Here is a 17,246-nt window from a genome sequence, read left to right as displayed (position 1 = left end):
GGTGCGTGGTGGTCGGGTGGTCCTCAGGGAAGCGGGGTGCCCCGTGCGGCGACCCACAGCTCGTACCACTCCTCGTGAGTGAGTTCCGGCTCGCGGCGGACCGCGTCGGCGCAGGCACCGATGCGCTCGGGGCGGGTGGTGCCCACGACGGGGGTGATGCCCGCCGGGTGGCGCTGGAGCCACCACAGGAGAACGGCTTCGGGTGTGGTGTCCTTGCGCCGGGCGAGGGTCGTGACGAGGTGGCCCACCGGCGTGTCCGGTCGAGTGAGGCGGCCTTGGGCGAGTGCGCCCCATGCCTGCAGCCGGATGCCGTTGGCCGCGCAGTGCTCCAGCGTGCCGGGGGCGAAGCCGTTCCGGGCGGCGGCCGGTGTGTTGACCAGGACGCCCGCCTCCACCCAGTCGCGCCGCTCCAGGCTCATTTCGAGCTGGTCGACGACCAGGGGGACGTCCAGGTGGGCTTGGAGGGAGGCGATCTGCGGGCCGCTCATGTTGGACACGCCGAACTGGCGGACCAGCCCCTGGGCGTGGAGGGAGGACAGCGCCCCGGCGATGTCCCGCGGGTCGGCGAGGGGGTCGGGGCGGTGCAGGAGGAGGACGTCCAGGACGTCCGTGCGCAGCCGGGCGAGGCTCTCCTCGACCCGTCGCAGGATGCTCGCTCCCCGCAGGTCGTAGTGGCCGGGCCGGTCGCCCTCGGGTAGCCGGATGCCGCACTTGGTCTGGAGGACGACGCGCTCCCGCAGCCCGGGCGTACGGGCGAGCACCTCGCCGAAGACGGCCTCCGACTTGCCGTACCGGTAGATGTCGGCGTGGTCGAAGGCCGTGATGCCGGCGGCCAGGGCCGCCTCGATCGCGGTTTCGGCGTGCTGGATGTCCTGGGGTGTGTACGGCCGGGTGTCCCAGTCGCCGCCGAGTCCCATGCAGCCGTAGGCGAGCTTGTGCGCGCGGATGTCGGTCTGTGTTGCCATGCGGTCTCCGAGGTGGGGGGAGGAGCGGTAGGTGCGGGGGGTGGCGCCGAGGTCAGGTGCCGAGGGCTTCGGCGAGCATCTCGGCGACGGCCAGGACCGGCAGTTGCGTGTTGGCGGCGGGCACGGTCGGCAGGATGGAGGCGTCGGCCACCCGCAGTCCCGCCACACCGCGAACGGCGCCCTGCCCGTCGGCCACGGTGTGCGGGTCGTCCGCCGGGCCCATGGCGCAGGTCCCCACGGGATGCCAGTAGGTGCCCACCCGGCCGCGGAGTTCGGCGTCGGGCAGCGTGTGGGCCGGGGCTCCTTCCCCCGGCGTCGCCAGGGACCTCATGGCCCAGGCCAGCTCCCGCGCCTTCTCCAGTCCCGATCGGAGGACCGAGAGGTCACGGCCGCCGGGATCGGTCAGGAAGGCGGGGGTGATCCCGGGGGGTTCGGCCGGGTCGGCCGAGCGGAGCCGGACGTGCCCGCGAGAGGCGGGCTTCATCAGGAAGGCGGAGACACCGGCCTCGTACCGCCCGGGAGGCAGCCCGCCGAACAGCGGCGGGCCGGCCGTGGGCAGGAGATGCAGGTCCCAGGCACCGTCCGGGCAGTACGCGCTGGCGGCCCGGATCAGCATCCGGCTGACGTACAGTTCCCCGTCCGCCTCCTTGGCCGCCAGCGCCGCGTTCAGTTCCCGGGTGGGGGACAGCGGGACGAAGACACCGGGCTGGTCGGACAGGTTGCCGCCGACACCCGGCAGGTCCACCTCGCACCGGATGCCGTTCTCCTCCAGGTGCGCGGCCGGTCCGACACCGCTGCGCATCAGTACGGCGGGGGAGCCGAAGGTGCCGCACGCCAGCACGTACGTGTCGGCCGTCAGCGTCACGCGGCGGCCGTCCAGCACGGCGTGGGCGCCGTGCACCCGGCCCGCCCGTACGTCGAGTCGGTCCACCAGGACGTCACTCAGGATCGTCAGGTTCGGCCGGGACCGGACCGCCGGGTCCAAGTAGGCGAAGGCGGCGTTGAAGCGCAGGCCGTCGACGGCGTTGAGCAGCGGGCGGCCGTAACCGGGCCGGCCGGGGGCCGCCATGTCCACCTCCTCGTGGCCGAGGTCCCGCGCGGCCAGGAGGGCGGACGACGCCCAGACGGAGAGTTCGCCGTCCGGGACGGTCCGCAGCGCCATGCTCTCCATGGCCCGCCGCCGGTACGGTTCCATCGCCGTGGCCGACCAGCGGTCGCCGCCCGCCCGTGCCCACTCGGCGTGGTCGGCGTGCGAACCCCAGGTGTTCCAGGCGCCGTTGACGCATGAGGAGCCGCCCAGGACGCGGGCCCGGACGCGGTAGGGGGCGGTGTGCCGCTCCCATACGTCGTCGCGGGGCAGGGCCCGGGCGTTCCGTATCGTCCGGGGCCAGTTCTCCTGCCGCGGTCCGTAGTCGGGGCCCGCTTCCACCAGGCACACGGAACGGCCGGGATCCTCGGAGAGGCGGGCCGCCAGCACGCAGCCGGCCACTCCGCCGCCGAGGACGACGACGTCGTAGCCGGGAAGGGCGGATGAGTTCGTCACGATCGCTCCGTCGAGTGGTTGCTGGCGTGGGGAACAAGGAGGACGGCCGAGGGGCGGCCGGGAGTGCGGGCGGTCGCACCGGGGCCGCGCTCCGAGCGGGCCCGGACGGCGGAGCGGCCGGTCGGCCGTCGGCCGGTGGCGCCCGCCGGAGACGGGATCCTGCCCGGTCTCGCGGTGCCGCGAGGGGAGTCGCGGCGCAGGGCCGGGTAGGGCCGGGCGTGTCGGCGGCGCGTGGGTGCTGCGGGCATGGGGGCTCCTCGTGCGGACGTGTGTGCGGGCACCGGGGCGGGTTCAGGCGGCCGGGGGCGCGGTCGCGGTGAACGCGGGGGCCAGCAGGCGGGCTCCCTCGCGCACCCCCCGGACGGTGATGTCCCCGATGACGGGCAGAGCCGGCAGCACCTCGCTGGCGAGGCAGGCGTTCACCGGGCGGGAGGCGTAGCGCGTGCGGGCGCGCGGTACGGGCTTGACCAGTTCCGCGGGAGCGCCCAGCGCCCGGGCGATGGCGGTGGCCCACTCGGCGCGCGTGACGCGGTCGGGCCCGCCCAGGTGCAGCAGCGGGGGCGGCGCGAGCCCGGAACGCAGCAGCGCGGCCGTCACCTCCGCCACGTCGTCCAGGAGCACCGGTGTCGTCCAGTGGTCGTCGGGGGCTTCGACCGGCTCTCCCCGCCGCAGCCGGTGGGCGCAGGCGGCGAAGAAGTTCAGCCACTTGCCCGCGTCCGCGGGTTCGTGGCCGTAGACGAGGCTGACCCGCAGGATCACGGACCGGGGCGCCCCGGCGAGCAGTGCCCTCTCGGCTGCCAGCTTCGCCCGGCCGTAGGCGTTCGCCGGTGCCGGGGGAGTGCTCTCGGTGTTGCGCGGCGATCCGCCGTCGAAGACGTTGTCGGTGGAGATCATGACGATCCGCGAGCCGGGTGTCAGGGTGGCGAAGGTGTCCGCCACGGCGACGTGCGCGGCCCGCGCCTCGTCCGGGTTGGCCTCACACCAGGTGACGTCGGACGGGCCGTGCACCAGGACGACGCGCTCCGGGCGGAGACGGTCCAGCAGACGGCGGCAGTCGCGGACGTCGGTGGCGTCCAGGGCGGCCCAGCGGGCTCCGTGGCCGTCGGGTGGCACGTCGGGCGGGCGGCGCGAGACGAGGGTCACGGGCTCGCCCGCCCGCGCCAGACGCCGGGCGATCGCCGTGCCGATCAGTCCGCTGCCCACGACCAGGGTGCTGTCACCGGTCATGGCGCCCCCTGCGGGGAGGGCACCGGTGTCCGCGCGGCCAGCAGGCGGCCCACGCCGATCAGCCCGTGGTCGTCGTCGGCCGCGCCGAGCGACACCATGGCGTCGATCCGCTCCGGACCGAGGCCGAAGCAGCCCAGCCGCCGGATCTCGGCCACCAGCAGGCGCCGGTACGTCTCGCCGACCGCCAGGGCGAAGCCGCCCACCAGGATGTAGCGGCACACCCCGATCGACGCGAACACCCCGGTGATCGCCTGGGCGAGCGGCACCAGGGTGCCGCGCAGCACTTCGGTGGTGAAGGGATCTCCCGCGCGGACCGCCCGGGCGATGGCCCGGTTGCCGATGCGCTCCACGCGGCCGTCGCACAGCGCGGCGAGCCGGGAGCCGCGGAAGGCGGCCCCGTCACCGTGCGCGGCCCGCCGTGTCGCCGCCAGCACACCGCGGCCGGAGGCGATGGCGCCCAGGTGGCCGCGGCCCCCGCAGTCGCACAGCGGCGCGTCGGGGGAGGGGTCGCAGACCCAGTGGCCCAGCTCACCGCCGTGGCCGTCGGCGTCGACGAGGACCTCGCCGCCGCGGAACACCTTGTTGCCGATGCCGGAGCTGACGGTCAGCAGGCAGAAGTCGCCGGGTTCGGTGGCGGCGTACCGCCAGGCCGCCGCCGTCAGGTCGTTCACCACCACGGCCGGAGCGCCGGTCCGTTCGGACAGCAGCGCGCCGAGCGGCAGCGGGTCTCCTCGCCGCCCCCATATGGTGGGCGCGGCCGTGACGAGCCCCGCGGCCGTGATCGGTCCGGCGAACGCCACGCCCAGCGCGCGCGGCGGCCGTCCGCCCGTGTGCGCGGCGACCTCGCGCACGATCTGCTCCACCACCCGCCGCCGCAGTGCCGGCACCGGTGCGCCGGGGGCGCGGTGCTTGCCGTCGACCGGCATCCGGCGCACCTCGGAAAGGGCACCCGTCTCGGGGTCGTAGGTGCCGATGCGCAAGGTCGTGCCGCCTACGTCGAGAACGGTGAACACGTCGTCAGCCGGCACGCCGCTCACCCGCCCCCTCCTCCAGCGCCTCCTCGAAGACGAGCAGCCGCAGGTCCCGTTCGGAGTCGTTGACCAGGCCGTGCTCCCCGTGGGGCGCGTTGACGACGATGTCGCCGGGGCCCACGCGGAACTCCTCGCCGTCCCGGAACATCAGACCGCTGCCGTCGAGCACGATGTAGGTCTCGCGGTCGGCGCCGTGCCGGTGCCGGCCGATCGAGGTCCCCGGCGGCAGGACGGCCAGGTCGATGAACTCCGCGCCCGGGGCACCGGCCCGGCGCGCGAAGACGCGGTGGGCGAGGATCGTGCCGGAACCTCCGTGGTCCCGCTCCTTGCCCGCCATCAGGTGCCGCAGATTGGACACGGGCTCAGCCATCGCGCCGCTCCCCGTCCGCCGCCAGCGCCTTCAGCGCGTCCTCCAGGACGTTCCCCGGTATGTCCGCCAGCTCCTCCACGAAGGCCGCCTTGCCGATGCCGGTCGGCACGACGAGGTGCAGTTTGCGGCCCCGGCGCTGCCATGACGCACACAGCGCCCGCGTCATCAGCTCCGGTGTGCAGGTGACCGGATCGAACACCGGCAGCCCGATCCGCCGCAGCAGCCGGACGACGCGGTGGCAGGTCTCCTCGTCCGCCAGGCCGAGCAGGCGTGCGAGATGCGCGGACAGCGCCATGTCGACGGCGACCGCCTCGCCGTGCTCCAGCCGGTGTCCGCCGGCCGTTTCGATCAGCGGGCTGAAGGTGTGGCCGAAGTCGACGAGCCGGGCCAGGTCACGCTCGTACAGGTTGGGGCAGAGTTCCTCCATCATCAGGCGCATCGAGGTACGCAGGATGTACCTCTCCAGCTCCGCGGGCGAGTGCTCCGCGTATGAGTGCTCCGCCGGGCCGGCGGCGGGGCGGCGGAACGCGTCCGGGTGGCGCTCCAGTACCCGGAAGAGGTCCTCGTCCAGGATCACGGCCATCTTCACGATCTCGGCGAGCCCGCAGCGGATCTCCCGGTGCGGCAGCGTCGCCAGGAAGGCCGGGTCGTTGAGGGAGGCGTGCGCCGGATGGTAGGCGCCGAACATGTTCTTCGTCCCCAGGGCGTTGACGCCCGTCTTGACGCCCACGCCGACGTCCACCTGGCCGACGAGCGTGGTGTTGACCTTGATGTACCGGATGCCCCGCGCGTAGATGGACGCGGCGAAGCCGACCACGTCGGCGACGATGCCGCCGCCGACGGCGAGCATCAGGCCGCGCCGGTCCAGCCCGTCCGCCTTGGCCAGGGCGCAGACGTGCTCCACCGCCGCGAGCGTCTTGCGGTGCTCGCCGGTGGCCATGACGTGCAGGGTCCACTGACCCGGCGGGGTGTGGGCGTCCAGGTAGGCGCGCAGCCGTTCGCCGTACAGCCGGTCCACGGCCGGGCTGACGAAGGCCACGACACGGCGGTCCTCCAGGTAGCCGCCGAGCAGGGCGTTGCCGGGGTCGAGCACCCCGGAGGAGAGGTCGACCCGGTACCGGACGCCGTCCGGTGCTCTCAGCGCGAAACCGCCGGCGTCCTCACTCACCCCCGTCGGCGCTCTCAGGACGACATCGCCGGGGCCGTCGCGGCCCTCCGTCGGCGAGGGGCCGACCCGGTCGGGAATCTGGCCTGACATCTTTCTCCTTACGTGGTCTCGCGTCGGTGCGAAGGTCCGCGAACACCCTGGTGAGGGCGGCCACGAGGGGCCGGCCCGGGAGGTCCTCCAGCGGTACGGGACGGCCCTGGGCGTCGCTCACGGGCAGCCGCCAGTTGGGGTACGCCGCGGACGTTCCGGGAAGGTTCTGGGGCCTGCGGTCGCCGGTCGCGTCCGGCAGCCAGACGCCGAGCAGGCGGGCCGGGGTGCGGCACAGGAAGCGGTGCAGCGCGACGAGATCGCCGTCCGGGTCGGGCAGCAGCCCGAGCCGCTCCAGTTCGGCCAGCCAGCCGTCGCGTTCGGCGGCGGCCTCGGCCTTCTCCTCCACTTCCGGACGGGTCAGCAGGCCCAGCCGGGCCCGCAGGTCGACGTGCTCGCCGCTGAGCCAGGCCGCGGTCGTCGGCAGGTCGTGCGTGGTGAGCGTGGCCAGGCAGTCGCGCCGCCACCGGTCGGGCGGCAGCGGGCCGTGCCGGCCCTCCGAGCCCCCGAGGTACTCGAACCGCTGGACGGAGGTGCCGAGGATGCCCCGCTCGCCGAGCGCCGCACGGACACCGGCCCCGACCGTGCCGAGGTCCTCGCCGATCACACCGGCTCCCGCGCGGTGCGCCTCCAGCGTCAGCACGCCCAGCATCGCTTCGGCGTCGTACCGGACGTACGTGCCCTCGGACGGCGACCGGCCCTCGGGCACCCACCACAGCCGGAACAGGCCCATCACATGGTCGATGCGCAGGGCGCCCGCGTGCCGCAGCCCGGCCCGCAGCAGTCCGGCCAGGGGCGCGTAGCCGGCGGCGGCGAGCCCGTCGGGGCGCCATGGCGGCTGGCCCCAGTCCTGGCCGTGAGGGGTGAAGTCGTCCGGCGGCGCGCCGACGCTCATGCCCGCGGCCAGGCAGTCCTGCAGGGCCCAGCTGTCGGCGCCTTCCGGGGCGACGCCGACCGCCAGGTCGTGGATCAGGCCGATGCCCATGCCCGCGTCCGTGGCGGCGGCCTGGGCGGCGGCCAGTTGCTCGTCGGTGACCCAGGCCAGCCAGCGGTGGTAGCCGACCTCGGCGGCCAGCTCCCGGCGGGCCCGGGCCACGGCCGGGGAGCGCGGGTCGCGCAGCGCGGCCGGCCAGGACCGCCACGCCTTGCCGTGCACGGCGGCCAGCGCGCACCAGGTGGCGAAGTCCGTCAGGTCCCGCCCTTCACGCGCGGTGAAGTGGGCGAAGGCGGCGGCGCGCCCGGGCGACAGCGGCACCTCGTGCACGGCCCGCAGCGCCTCGTGCTTGAGGGAGCGCACCGTCTCCCGGTCGATGAGCAGGTCGCCGCGCAGCATGCCCTCGTTCAGCACCCCGGCCTGGGCGGCACACCGGTCGGCCGTACGCCGCCCTTCTCCCCTGAGGTACGCGTACTCGGGGACGGCCTCCACGCGAAGGTGCATGGGATCGGGGTAGCGGCGGGAACTGGGCCGGTACGGCGACGGGTCCGGCAGCGGCCCGGGTTCGGCGGCGTGCAGCGGGCCGAGCTGGACGAAGCCGGCCCCGAGCGCGCGCCCCGACCAGGACGCCAGTTCCGCCAGGTCACCGAGGTCGCCCATGCCCCAGGAGCGGCGCGAGAGCACCGAGTGGAGCTGGACGAGGAACCCCCAGTGCCGCTCGGCCGGCACCGGCAGCCGTGCGGGTACGGCGAGCAGCGGCGCGGATTCGGCCCTCCCCGCCGCGCTGACGTGCACGGTGTGCCTGCCGACCGGCAGGGAGCCGGACAGGGCCGCCGTGCCGCCTTCCTCCAGCTCCACTTCCACCCTCGCGTTCCGGGGCAGGTCCAGCCGTGGCACGACGGCTCCCCGCACGACGAGGCACGGAGGCAGCGACCGGGCCGCCGCGCGCTCACGGTGGGCCCGCAGAGCGGCCCGGGCCGACGCGTCGGTGGCCGCGTCGACCCCGCACGCGGCCAGCACGGCCACGAGGGTGTCCGGGGACACCGTCACCCGCCGTCCCCGGTCGGTGGTGTAGGCGGTGGAGACGCCGTGGGCGCGGGCCAGTTCCCGCAGGGCCTCGCTCATGACGCCTGCTCCGAGCCGCCGAAGAGACGTTCCAGGACGGTGGCGACGCCGTCGTCGTCGTTCGCGGGGGCGATCTCGTCGGCCATCGCCCGCAGCGCCGGATGGGCGTTTCCCACGGCCACCCCGTGCCCGGCCCAGGCCAGGAGCGGGATGTCGTTCGGCATGTCGCCGAACGCGATGGTCCCGGCCGCGTCGTGCCCGAGGAGCCTGGCCGCCTGTTCGACGCCGGCCGCCTTGGTGGTGCCCGCCGGCAGCACCTCCACCATCCCCCGCACCGAGTGCACCACGGTGACCTCGTCACCGCACAACCGCCGCGCCACGGCCTCGACCTCGTCCTCCGGGAGGCCCGGATGGTGCAGGACCAGCTTGTCGATCGGGTGCGACCACAGCAGCCGGCGGTCGGTGGTGACGTCCCAGCCGTGCCGGACGCGTTCGCCGAACCGGGGCGTGACCTTGAAGCGGCTCTCCGGCGGCGCCGTCACGACGCCGAGTTCCAGTGGCCCCAGCGCGGCTTCGACGCGTTCGACCACACCGCGGGCGAGGTCGAGGTCGAGCGGGGCCGAGCTGAGCAGCCGGTCGGCGCCGGCGTCGTAGAGCTGGGCGCCCTGCCCGCACACGGCGAGCCCGCGGTAGCCGAGCGCGTCCAGATACTGCTTGCAGGCCCTGGCGGGCCGCCCGGTGACCACGAGATGGGCGGCCCCCGCCCCGGCCGCCGCGGCGAGGGCGCGCAGGGTGCGCTCGGAGACGGACTGGTCGCTGCGCAGGAGGGTGCCGTCGAGGTCCGTCGCCACGAGCCGGAAGGGCGGCGAGCCGGCCGCGGACCCGTACGGGACGGCCGACGGCCGGAAGGAGAGGTCCGGCGGCTGGGAAGGAACGCCGGACGGTTCGAGGGAGAGCCCCGGCGGCTGGGAAGGAACGCCGGACGGTTCGAAGGAGAGCCCCGACGGCTGGGAGGAAATGCCGGGCGGCTCGGAGGAGAGCCCCGACGGCTCGGACGGAACGGTGTCCCAGGTGACGCGTCCCGAGGCCAGCGTCAGCATGACGAGCAGGTGGCGTCCCACCGGCGGGCCGGGCAGGACGCCTTCGAAGACGCCTTCCCGTGTTGCCACCAGGGGCACCAGGACGACGCCGGTTCCGGCGGGCACCGCTTCGTCGGAGGCGAGGGCTTCGGCGGGGGACTCCAGGTCCGACGCGGACACGCCGGTGCCGGGTACGGCCACTTCCACGTGCCGCGCCTCCGGGTGCCGGTACGTCAGGTGCCGGCGGCGCGCGGCGTCCAGACGTATCTCGTACCGCCCGCGCACCCGTGCCGCCCAGTCCGCCCGGCCGGCCGCCCGCGCGGTACGGGCGCAGGCGGCGAAGTCGGCCCGGGCGTGGGCGGCCTCGAAGAGACGCGCGTACGCCGCCTCGTCGAGCGGCGCGGCACGCCCGTAGGCCGCCGCGTTGCCCAGGGCCGCGGCCGACCGTGCGATGAGCGCCCGGTGCCGCTCCCATGCGGCGTCGGGCAGGGAGTCGAACCAGCCGTACCGGACCGCGTCCTCGGCGGGGAAGGGCCTGGGCCGCCCGCGCAGCAGGCCTTCGAAGGCCGTCAGACGCCGGTCGGCGCCGCGGGCCCAGGTGAACCGGCGGGCGGTGGCCCGCGCGTTGGCCGACAGCCGGGCGTAGTCGCCGGGGGCCGCGCGCAGCAGCTCCACGGCCTGGCGTACGCGGGCGACGAGCGCGCGGGTGAGGGCCGGGTCGTCGTCGCGGAACGAGCCGGGCAGCGACAACCCGGTGGCCCGGGGATCGTCCATGGGCAGGGTGTGCCCGAAGTGGGCCGTGACGCTCTGCGCGGTCGCGATCGGCACCGCGCCGCACGCCATGGCCTCGGCCTGGGCGATGAGGAACCCGTCGAGCTCGAATTTCGAGGGGAAGACGCAGAAGTCGGCACAGGCGGCCTGCTCGAACAGGGTGTCCTCGTCGGCCAGGCGCCAGTCCAGGTACACCCGGCCGGGGTGGCGGTCGGCGACGCTCTGGAAGTACGCGTTGCCGACGGGGGCCGGCTGCCCGCCGCCCCCGCTGGTGGCGAAGCGCAGCACGAAGGCCGCCTCCGTGCCGCTCGTCAGGATCTCGTCGACGGCGCGGACCAGTTCGAACTGGCCCTTGTGGTGCACCGCGTACCGGGCGGCGTGGTAGAAGACCGGCAGCACGGGATCCAGGCCCAGGGAGCGCAGGACCGCCTCGCGGTCCACGGCTGCGGGGTCCCGCGCCAGCCAGCTGCCGGATATCCCGCAGCCGCCCGTGAACAGCTTGTGCGCCTGGGCGCGCACCATGCGGGACACCGGCAGGGTCCGGAACAGGGCCTCGAACGGGGTGTCGCGGAAGGTGCTGTAGTGGTCCCGCTGGCCGGACGAGACGAAGTCCAGGAGATCGGCGTGTGCCAGGACCAGCGGCAGGACGGCCACGTGGTCCGGCCCGTACTCAGCGTGCATCCGGGTGCCCGCCAGGGCCCGTGACAGGGTCGCCCCCGGGCTGTCCTCGGCGGGCGGCTCGTCCTCCAGCGCGTCGAGGTCGGCCCGCACGCCGAACAGGCCGAGCAGCCGCTCCACCTGCGGGCGGTAGACCTTCTGCGTGACGGGCGCGTTGGCCGCGACCGTGCTCACGGTGCGCAGGGACGGGTCGCCGGCGAACAGGGGCGGCAGGAGGTAGTGGTAGTACGGCTCGAAGCCGTGGACGACCGCCTCCTCCCCGCCGAGGTACCGCCGGATGAAGTGGGCGCCCGAGACCTGGAAGACCAGCGGCTTGAAATGGGCCAGGTCCCTGCCCTCGGTGCCGGGCGGCGGGTACAGCCGGTCGGGCAGCAGGTCGAGGAAGGCGTCGGACAGGAAATAGACGTCCACGCCGTCGAGCCGCAGCCGGTGCGCCCGGGTGGTCAGCTCCAGGGTGATCTCACAGGGGTGGTCCGGCCACACCTTGGGGTCCAGGACCAGCGGGACGCGGTGCTCGTGGACGTAGGGGACCTCCGTCACGGGGTGCTCGCGCCGCAGCGTGTCGATCAGTCCGTGCGCCGGGGTGACCAGGGACACCCGGTGACCGCGGGCGGCGTACTCGCGCGAGAGGTTCCACACCAGCGGGGACAGCCCGCCGCGCATGAGGCGGTTGTCGAACCCGCCGCACTCGAAGGCGAAGAGGATCAGATGCACGAATCGGCCCCTCGCCAGCCCGTCGCCGCCCGGCCGCTGGCCGCGCGCAGCCCCGGCAGGTCGATGAACTCGGTGTGGGTGCCCTCGCTGCCGCACACGAACGCCCCGGCCACCGAGCCGGCCAGCACGCACTCCTCGATCGGGCGCTTCTCGAAGTACGCGTGCAGGAAGGCGGTGACGAACGCGTCACCGGCGCCGTTGCTGTCCACGACCGGACGCTCCGGACGGACGGCGGGGAAGTGCCGGACCTGCTCGTCCCCGCGTTCCAGCAGGTGGCAGCCGTCGGCTCCGTCGGTCGCGACCACGAACCGGGCCCGGCCCTCGTCGAGGATCGCGCGCATGACGGCGGACAGCCCGTCGCGGACCGCCGCCGCGCTCAGGAAGACGTAGTCGGAGCGCAGGGCGTAGTGGCGGTGATGGGGGTCGTGCCCGTCCCAGTCGTGCAGGTCGGTGGAGCTGGTCACGCCGAGGCGGTGGATGTCCTCGTACATGTCCTGGTTGTGGCCGACGATCGACAGGTGGACGTGGGCCGCCCGCTCCAGGTGGGGCAGGTAGAAGTCGCGGGGAAGCCTGAGGTCGTCGGGGTGCCGGCCGTCGTAGAAGGAGAAGCGGCGGCCCTGCCGGTCCACCAGGTTCGCCGAGCGCGGGGTGCCGTGCGGGGAGACGACGTGGCTGAAGTCCAGGCCCTGGCGGGCGTAGTGCTCCAGCACCATCCGGCCCTGCGGGTCCTCACCGAGGAAGTCGACGAACTTCGTCCGCAGCCCGAGCGCGTGCCAGCCGAGCGCCACACCGTTGCCCGTGTGCCCGACGTAGTCCCGCAGCGGTTCGACGAAGACCGAGTCGCCGGGCGGCACCCGCAACTCGTCCACGCGCACGATGGTGTCCACCCCGACCCCGCCCACCACCAGGACGTCGTAGTCCTCCGGGCGCCGTTCCCCGTTGTGCTCCTGATGCGTGGTCATGCCCTCACTCCTTCGGCAACGTGCTGAATCCGTCCGTCCTCCAGGACGACCGCCCCGTCGATGTCGGCGTCCGGCGGTATCACCGCGCCGGGCAGCACCACGCTGCGCCGCACCCGTGCTCCCGCGCCGATCCGGACCCCGGGGAAGAGCACGCTGTCCGCCACCCGCCCGGCGTTGACGAGGTCCGAGGGGATCACCGACGCGCGCACCCCGGGAGCGTCGGCGACCCAGCGCCGCCCGACCCCCGGCCGTACCGTCCGCGGCATCCGCTCGACGGGCAGCGGCGCCCGCGGCCCCGCGGCGAGGGCCAGATGCGCCCGGTGGTAGCGCTCGACGGTGCCGATGTCCTCCCAGTGGCCGCGCACCTCGTGTCCGCGGATGTGCTCTCCGCCCGCGAGCATCGCGGGGATCACGTCATGGCTGATGTCGTGCTGCCAGCCGGTGCCGTCCAGCAGGGCCAGGTACCGGCGCAGCACGGCGGCGTCGAAGACGCAGAACGCCGCGAAGACCAGGTCGGAGGTGGGGTTCTCGGGCTTCTCCGCGAACTCCGTCAGCCGGCCTCCGCCGTCGAAGCGGACCATGCCGAACAGGTGCACCCAGCGCCTGTCGATCCGCTGGTAGGCGACGGTCAGCGCCGCGCCCGAGGCGCGGTGCGCCGCGACGAGGGGGCCGTAGTCGTACCGGTAGACATGGTCGGCGTGCAGCACGAGGACGTCCTCGACGCCGTCGGTGAAGATGTACTCCGCCTTGCGGATCAGGGCGTCGGCGGTGCCGCGTTCCGGGGGCCAGGTGCGCCGCGGCAGCTCCGCGGGCAGTTCCCGGCCGCGGTAGGCGGCGTCGTATGGGCCGAAGCGCACCCGGAATCCCGGTTCCGCGTTCCATACGCGGTGCAGGTCGTCCATCAGCAGCCGCTCCTCGTACTGGGACAGCAGCAGCACTTCCGCGAGGCCCGAGGCCCGGGCGTTGGCCAGGCTGAAGTCGATGAGCCGGCAGGCGCCGCCGTAGGGCACGAGCGGCTTGAGCCGCCCCGCCCCGAGCGGGCCCATCCGCTGTCCCTCGCCGCCCGCGAGCAGCACCGCGCGCAGTTTTCGCACAAGAGGGGCAGTCAGGTCAGCCATGCCGCACCTCGTCCCAGACCGTCCGGCCGCTGGACAAGGTGACCAGCAGTCGGCCGTCGGCGTCCGGCGCCTGGCCCACGAAGACGCCCGGGCCGGTGCGTTCGAGGGCGCGTACGGACGGCAGGGCCCTGGCCGGGCCCGGCCGCGCCTCCACGGCCTGCACCCGTTCGGCGTGCGGCAGCCGGTACTCCAGACGCCCGTCGGCCAGGACGCGGGCGCGGGTGCGCAGCAGGTGGGCCTCCCGCGCGGGGACCGCCCCGGGAAGCCGGTCCAGGACCCGTTCGCAGGCGGCGAAGTCGGCGCGTCGCCACGCGGCGCGGAACATCCGCGCGGCGGCGTCCGCGTCGAGCGGGGCGCGGCGCTCGTACGCCTCGATGTCACCGTGCTCGATCGCGGCCTCCGTCGTGACCTGGTCGTCGGCGAGCAGGTCGAACCATCCGTGCCGCAGGGCCAGTTCGGTGGACAGGGCGGGGGTGCGGCCCTCCCACAGCCGGGTGAACGCCGCCAGGTGCAGATCGGCGCAGTGGTCCCAGGTGAAGGCGCGGGCCACGGCCGAGGCGCGGTCGGACAGTTCCCGGTAGCGGCCGGGGTCGTCCGACCACAGGGCCGCCGCCTGCCGGATGGCTGCCGCGAGCGCGTCGGTGAGCAGGGCGTCGTCCTCCGCGAAGGAGCGGATGACCGCGAAACCGGTGGTCGTCTCCGGGCCGTCGGCGTGCCGGAAGTGCTCCATGCCGCGCTGGTCGGTGGCGATGGGCACCGCGCCCACGGCCATGGCCTCGCCCTGGGCGATCAGGAAGGTGTCCATCTCGAACTTGGAGGGGAACAGCGCGAAGTCCGACGCGGCTGCCCGGGCGAAGACGTGGGCCTCCTCGACGCGCTCCCACTCCAAGCGCAGCCGGCCGGGGTGGCGGGCGGCGACCTCGTGGAAGAGCGGGTCGTCGATGCCGTTGGCGCTGACGCAGCGGATGACGAAGTTGGCCTTCAGGCCCTCGCTCAGCACGCGGTCCACGGCCCGTATCAGTTCGATCTGGCCCTTGTGGTGGACGGCGTAGCGGGCGTTGTGGAAGAACGTCGGCAGCGCGGGGTCGAGGCCGAGCCCGCCGAGCACCTCCGCCCGGTCCACCCCGGCGGGGTCCCACGCCAGCCACCGGTCGGAGATGGCGCAGCCGCCGACGAACATCTTGTGGGCGTTGCGGCGCACGACGTCCGAGATGGGCAGCCGCCGGAAGAGCGGCTCGAAGGGCGTGTCCCGGAAGCCCGCGTAGAAGTCGAGTTGGCCCGGGGACAGGAAGTCGATCAGGTCGGCGTGCTCGGCGGTCAGCTCGTAGATCGCCACATGATCCGGCGGGTAGGTGTAGTGCAGGTGGGTGAGCTGCTGGTACTGGACGATGGCCGGGGGCACGTCGGGCTCGGGGTCGGGAGCGGGCAGCTCGACGTCCACGCCGAGCAGGTCGAAGAGGCGCGTTACCTCGGGCCCGTACACCTTCTTCGTGATCGGCATGTTGCTCTGCACGTTGCTGACGACCAGCTTCGCCGGGTCCTCGCGCAGGGCGGCCGGCAGCAGGTGGTGGTAGTACGGCTCGTGGGTGTGGACGACGGCCTTCTCGTCGCGGAACCAGGAGCGCAGGAACCGCACGCTGTCCACCTGGAACACCAGCGGCTTGAAGAACACCAGGTCCCGGCCCTTCGCGGAGTACGGCGGGTAGAAGGTGTCCGGCAGCCGGTTCAGCTGGTCGTTGGCGAGGAAGTAGAGGTCGACGCCCTCCAGGCGGATGCGGTGCGCGGTGGTGCGCAGCTCCAGGTCGACCTGTCCGGGGAACCCCTGCCACACCCGGGTGTCGAGGACCAGCGGCAGCGTGTAGGTGTCCTCGTAGGGCAGGTCCTCCACTTCGTAGCGCTGCCGCAGGTCGTCGAGCCGGCCGTGGGCGGGGGTGACGACGGAGACCCGGTGGCCGCGGGCGGCGAAGGTCTTGGACAGGTTCCACAGGTAGACGGAGGTGCCGCCCTGCAGGAAGGTGTGGTCGAAGCCGCAGCACTCGAAGTAGTGCTCGATGATGTGCATCCGGGGCGCGTTCACGACGGTCACGTCCTTGCGTGGAGGGTCGGGGCGGGGGAGGCCAGCGCGAGCGCGTGGCGCAGGTCGATCGCGGCGTGGTAGGGGCGGGCGTGGTCGTGGTTGTAGCCCAGCTCGTGCAGGAGGCGGCGCAGGTACAGCAGCCGCCGCAACGGGCTGTCCGGCGCGGGCCCGAGCAGCAGGCGCAGCACCCGCTCGCGCCAGGTGTCCGCGGCGCGGAAGACGGTGCGCAGCACCTCTCGCTGCGCGTCGGGCAGGTGCGGCGCGCCGTCCACGGAGCCGTGCATGGTGGTGTCCGCGTCCACGCCGAGCCGGCGGGCGCTCTCGAAGGCCGCCTCGTCGGCCGTGAAGTACTCCAGCGCGCGCCGGACGGCGACGAGGTCCTGGAGGGGCGACTGCGCGGCGTAGCCGGGACCGTCCGACGGGAGGGCGGGCGTGGACAGGTCGATGACGCTCATCCGCCAGGTGCCGTCGGGGGCTTCGGCGCACAGCAGGTGTGACAGGTGCAGGTCGCCGTGGCAGGGACCGGCGCCGGGGGCCGTCACCCGGTCGCCCAGCTCGGAGCGCAGCCGGTCCAGCTCGGTCCGCAGGGCGTCGAAGGCGGCGCTCCGGGCGGCCGGCGCGAGGGGGAGGTCCGCCAGGGCCAGCCGGTCCAGCCGCGCCGACGTCCGGGGCAGGACGTCGGCCACGGGGTAGCCGGTGGCGGGTTCGCCCAGGCGCAGCGACAGGTCGCGGTGGAAGGCCCGCAGGAAACGCCCGGCCGTCCGCAGCCCCGGTTCGAGCGGACGCAGATGGGCGCGCACGAGCCGTTCGGGAGGGGTGCCGCCGGTGAGCCGCGGCCACAGCGCGCGCAGGTTCGCCCGCAGGGGCGCGTCGATGCCCTGGCCGGGCGCGTGGCGGTACAGGACGCCCACCGGATGCCGGGTTCCGTCGACGGGATCGGTGTAGGCGCAGTCCCCGGCCCACTCGGGCGTCCGCCCGGTGCCGCTCATCAGGCGCAGCACCTCGGGTTCGCGGATCACCTCGTCCAGGCGCCGGTAGGTCTTGTGGACGTAAGGGGAGCCGCCCGCCTCCACCAGGGACAGGGCGTTGGAGGACCAGCCCTGGTCGAACGGCAGCCGCCGTACCTCGCCGGCCGGCGCGCAGGGCGCGCGGCGGAAGTCCACGGACCCGCCGCGCGCCGTGCGCAGCCGCGCGCCGGTCAGCACCCGGCGCACGGTCGCGAGCCCCCAGGGCCCGCCGTCCCGCGTTTCGGCCCAGGCGCCGGACGGCCGCCGGTGCACGGGGACGAAGATCCGTGCACCGGAGGCGGGGCCGCCGACCGCCCGTACGACCAGCAGCAGCTCGTCCGGCGCCGGCTCGGCGTGGTCGACCGTTTCGTAGCGGTGGGCGGCGCGCAGGTCGCGTGGCATCCAGGAAGCGGCGCGCAGCAAGGGTTCGAGGTGTTCGTCGGGGATCAC

The 17,246-nt window shown here is 74.4% G+C and carries 12 protein-coding genes; all 12 read right to left on the bottom strand.

All coding sequences use genetic code 11. The features are described 5' to 3' along the window. Positions 1-23: 23 nt before the first annotated feature. The 12 genes from ABZX96_RS23335 to ABZX96_RS23280 all read right to left on the bottom strand — a co-directional run bounded on the left by ABZX96_RS23335 (position 24) and on the right by ABZX96_RS23280 (position 17,246). Complete coding sequence (locus ABZX96_RS23335) at positions 24-965, bottom strand: aldo/keto reductase (RefSeq protein ID WP_355547570.1); 942 nt, start codon at positions 963-965, stop codon at positions 24-26. Positions 966-1,017: 52 nt separating this feature from the next. Further along, entirely contained in the window at positions 1,018-2,508 is a 1,491-nt protein-coding gene (locus ABZX96_RS23330; RefSeq protein ID WP_355547567.1) for a GMC oxidoreductase, read from the bottom strand. A 291-nt stretch (positions 2,509-2,799) separates the two neighbouring features. Further along, positions 2,800-3,735, bottom strand: a complete 936-nt coding sequence (locus ABZX96_RS23325; RefSeq protein WP_355547565.1) for a sugar nucleotide-binding protein — start codon at positions 3,733-3,735, stop codon at positions 2,800-2,802. Further along, positions 3,732-4,772 (bottom strand): ROK family protein, encoded by a 1,041-nt coding sequence (locus tag ABZX96_RS23320; protein WP_355547562.1) that lies wholly within the window; start codon positions 4,770-4,772, stop codon positions 3,732-3,734. Before ABZX96_RS23320 ends, ABZX96_RS23325 begins: the two co-directional genes overlap by 4 nt. Beyond that, on the bottom strand, positions 4,753-5,136 hold the full coding sequence (locus tag ABZX96_RS23315) for a cupin domain-containing protein (RefSeq protein ID WP_355547559.1): 384 nt from the start codon (positions 5,134-5,136) through the stop codon (positions 4,753-4,755). Before ABZX96_RS23315 ends, ABZX96_RS23320 begins: the two co-directional genes overlap by 20 nt. Continuing rightward, positions 5,129-6,394 (bottom strand): sedoheptulose 7-phosphate cyclase, encoded by a 1,266-nt coding sequence (locus ABZX96_RS23310; RefSeq protein ID WP_355547556.1) that lies wholly within the window; start codon positions 6,392-6,394, stop codon positions 5,129-5,131. The genes ABZX96_RS23315 and ABZX96_RS23310 overlap by 8 nt, the downstream gene beginning before the upstream one ends. Beyond that, positions 6,297-8,450: a 4-alpha-glucanotransferase gene (gene malQ, locus ABZX96_RS23305; RefSeq protein ID WP_355547553.1), complete on the bottom strand. Its 2,154-nt coding sequence runs from the start codon at positions 8,448-8,450 to the stop codon at positions 6,297-6,299. Before malQ ends, ABZX96_RS23310 begins: the two co-directional genes overlap by 98 nt. After that, positions 8,447-11,632 (bottom strand): HAD hydrolase family protein, encoded by a 3,186-nt coding sequence (locus ABZX96_RS23300; RefSeq protein ID WP_355547550.1) that lies wholly within the window; start codon positions 11,630-11,632, stop codon positions 8,447-8,449. Before ABZX96_RS23300 ends, malQ begins: the two co-directional genes overlap by 4 nt. Further along, positions 11,623-12,594 (bottom strand): carbohydrate kinase family protein, encoded by a 972-nt coding sequence (locus ABZX96_RS23295; RefSeq protein WP_355547547.1) that lies wholly within the window; start codon positions 12,592-12,594, stop codon positions 11,623-11,625. Before ABZX96_RS23295 ends, ABZX96_RS23300 begins: the two co-directional genes overlap by 10 nt. Continuing rightward, the gene (locus ABZX96_RS23290) at positions 12,591-13,712 is read right to left on the bottom strand and encodes a sugar phosphate nucleotidyltransferase (RefSeq protein ID WP_355547544.1); all 1,122 of its coding nucleotides are present in this window, start codon (positions 13,710-13,712) and stop codon (positions 12,591-12,593) included. Before ABZX96_RS23290 ends, ABZX96_RS23295 begins: the two co-directional genes overlap by 4 nt. Next, positions 13,705-15,798 (bottom strand): glycogen/starch synthase, encoded by a 2,094-nt coding sequence (locus tag ABZX96_RS23285; RefSeq protein WP_355547542.1) that lies wholly within the window; start codon positions 15,796-15,798, stop codon positions 13,705-13,707. Before ABZX96_RS23285 ends, ABZX96_RS23290 begins: the two co-directional genes overlap by 8 nt. After that, positions 15,795-17,246: a hypothetical protein gene (locus tag ABZX96_RS23280; protein ID WP_355547539.1), complete on the bottom strand. Its 1,452-nt coding sequence runs from the start codon at positions 17,244-17,246 to the stop codon at positions 15,795-15,797. Before ABZX96_RS23280 ends, ABZX96_RS23285 begins: the two co-directional genes overlap by 4 nt.

The organism is Streptomyces sp. NPDC003077 (genome assembly GCF_040611095.1).
Classification (GTDB): domain Bacteria; phylum Actinomycetota; class Actinomycetes; order Streptomycetales; family Streptomycetaceae; genus Streptomyces.
Note: the sequence above shows the minus strand (reverse complement) of the source record. Positions and strands in the feature narration are given on the sequence as shown.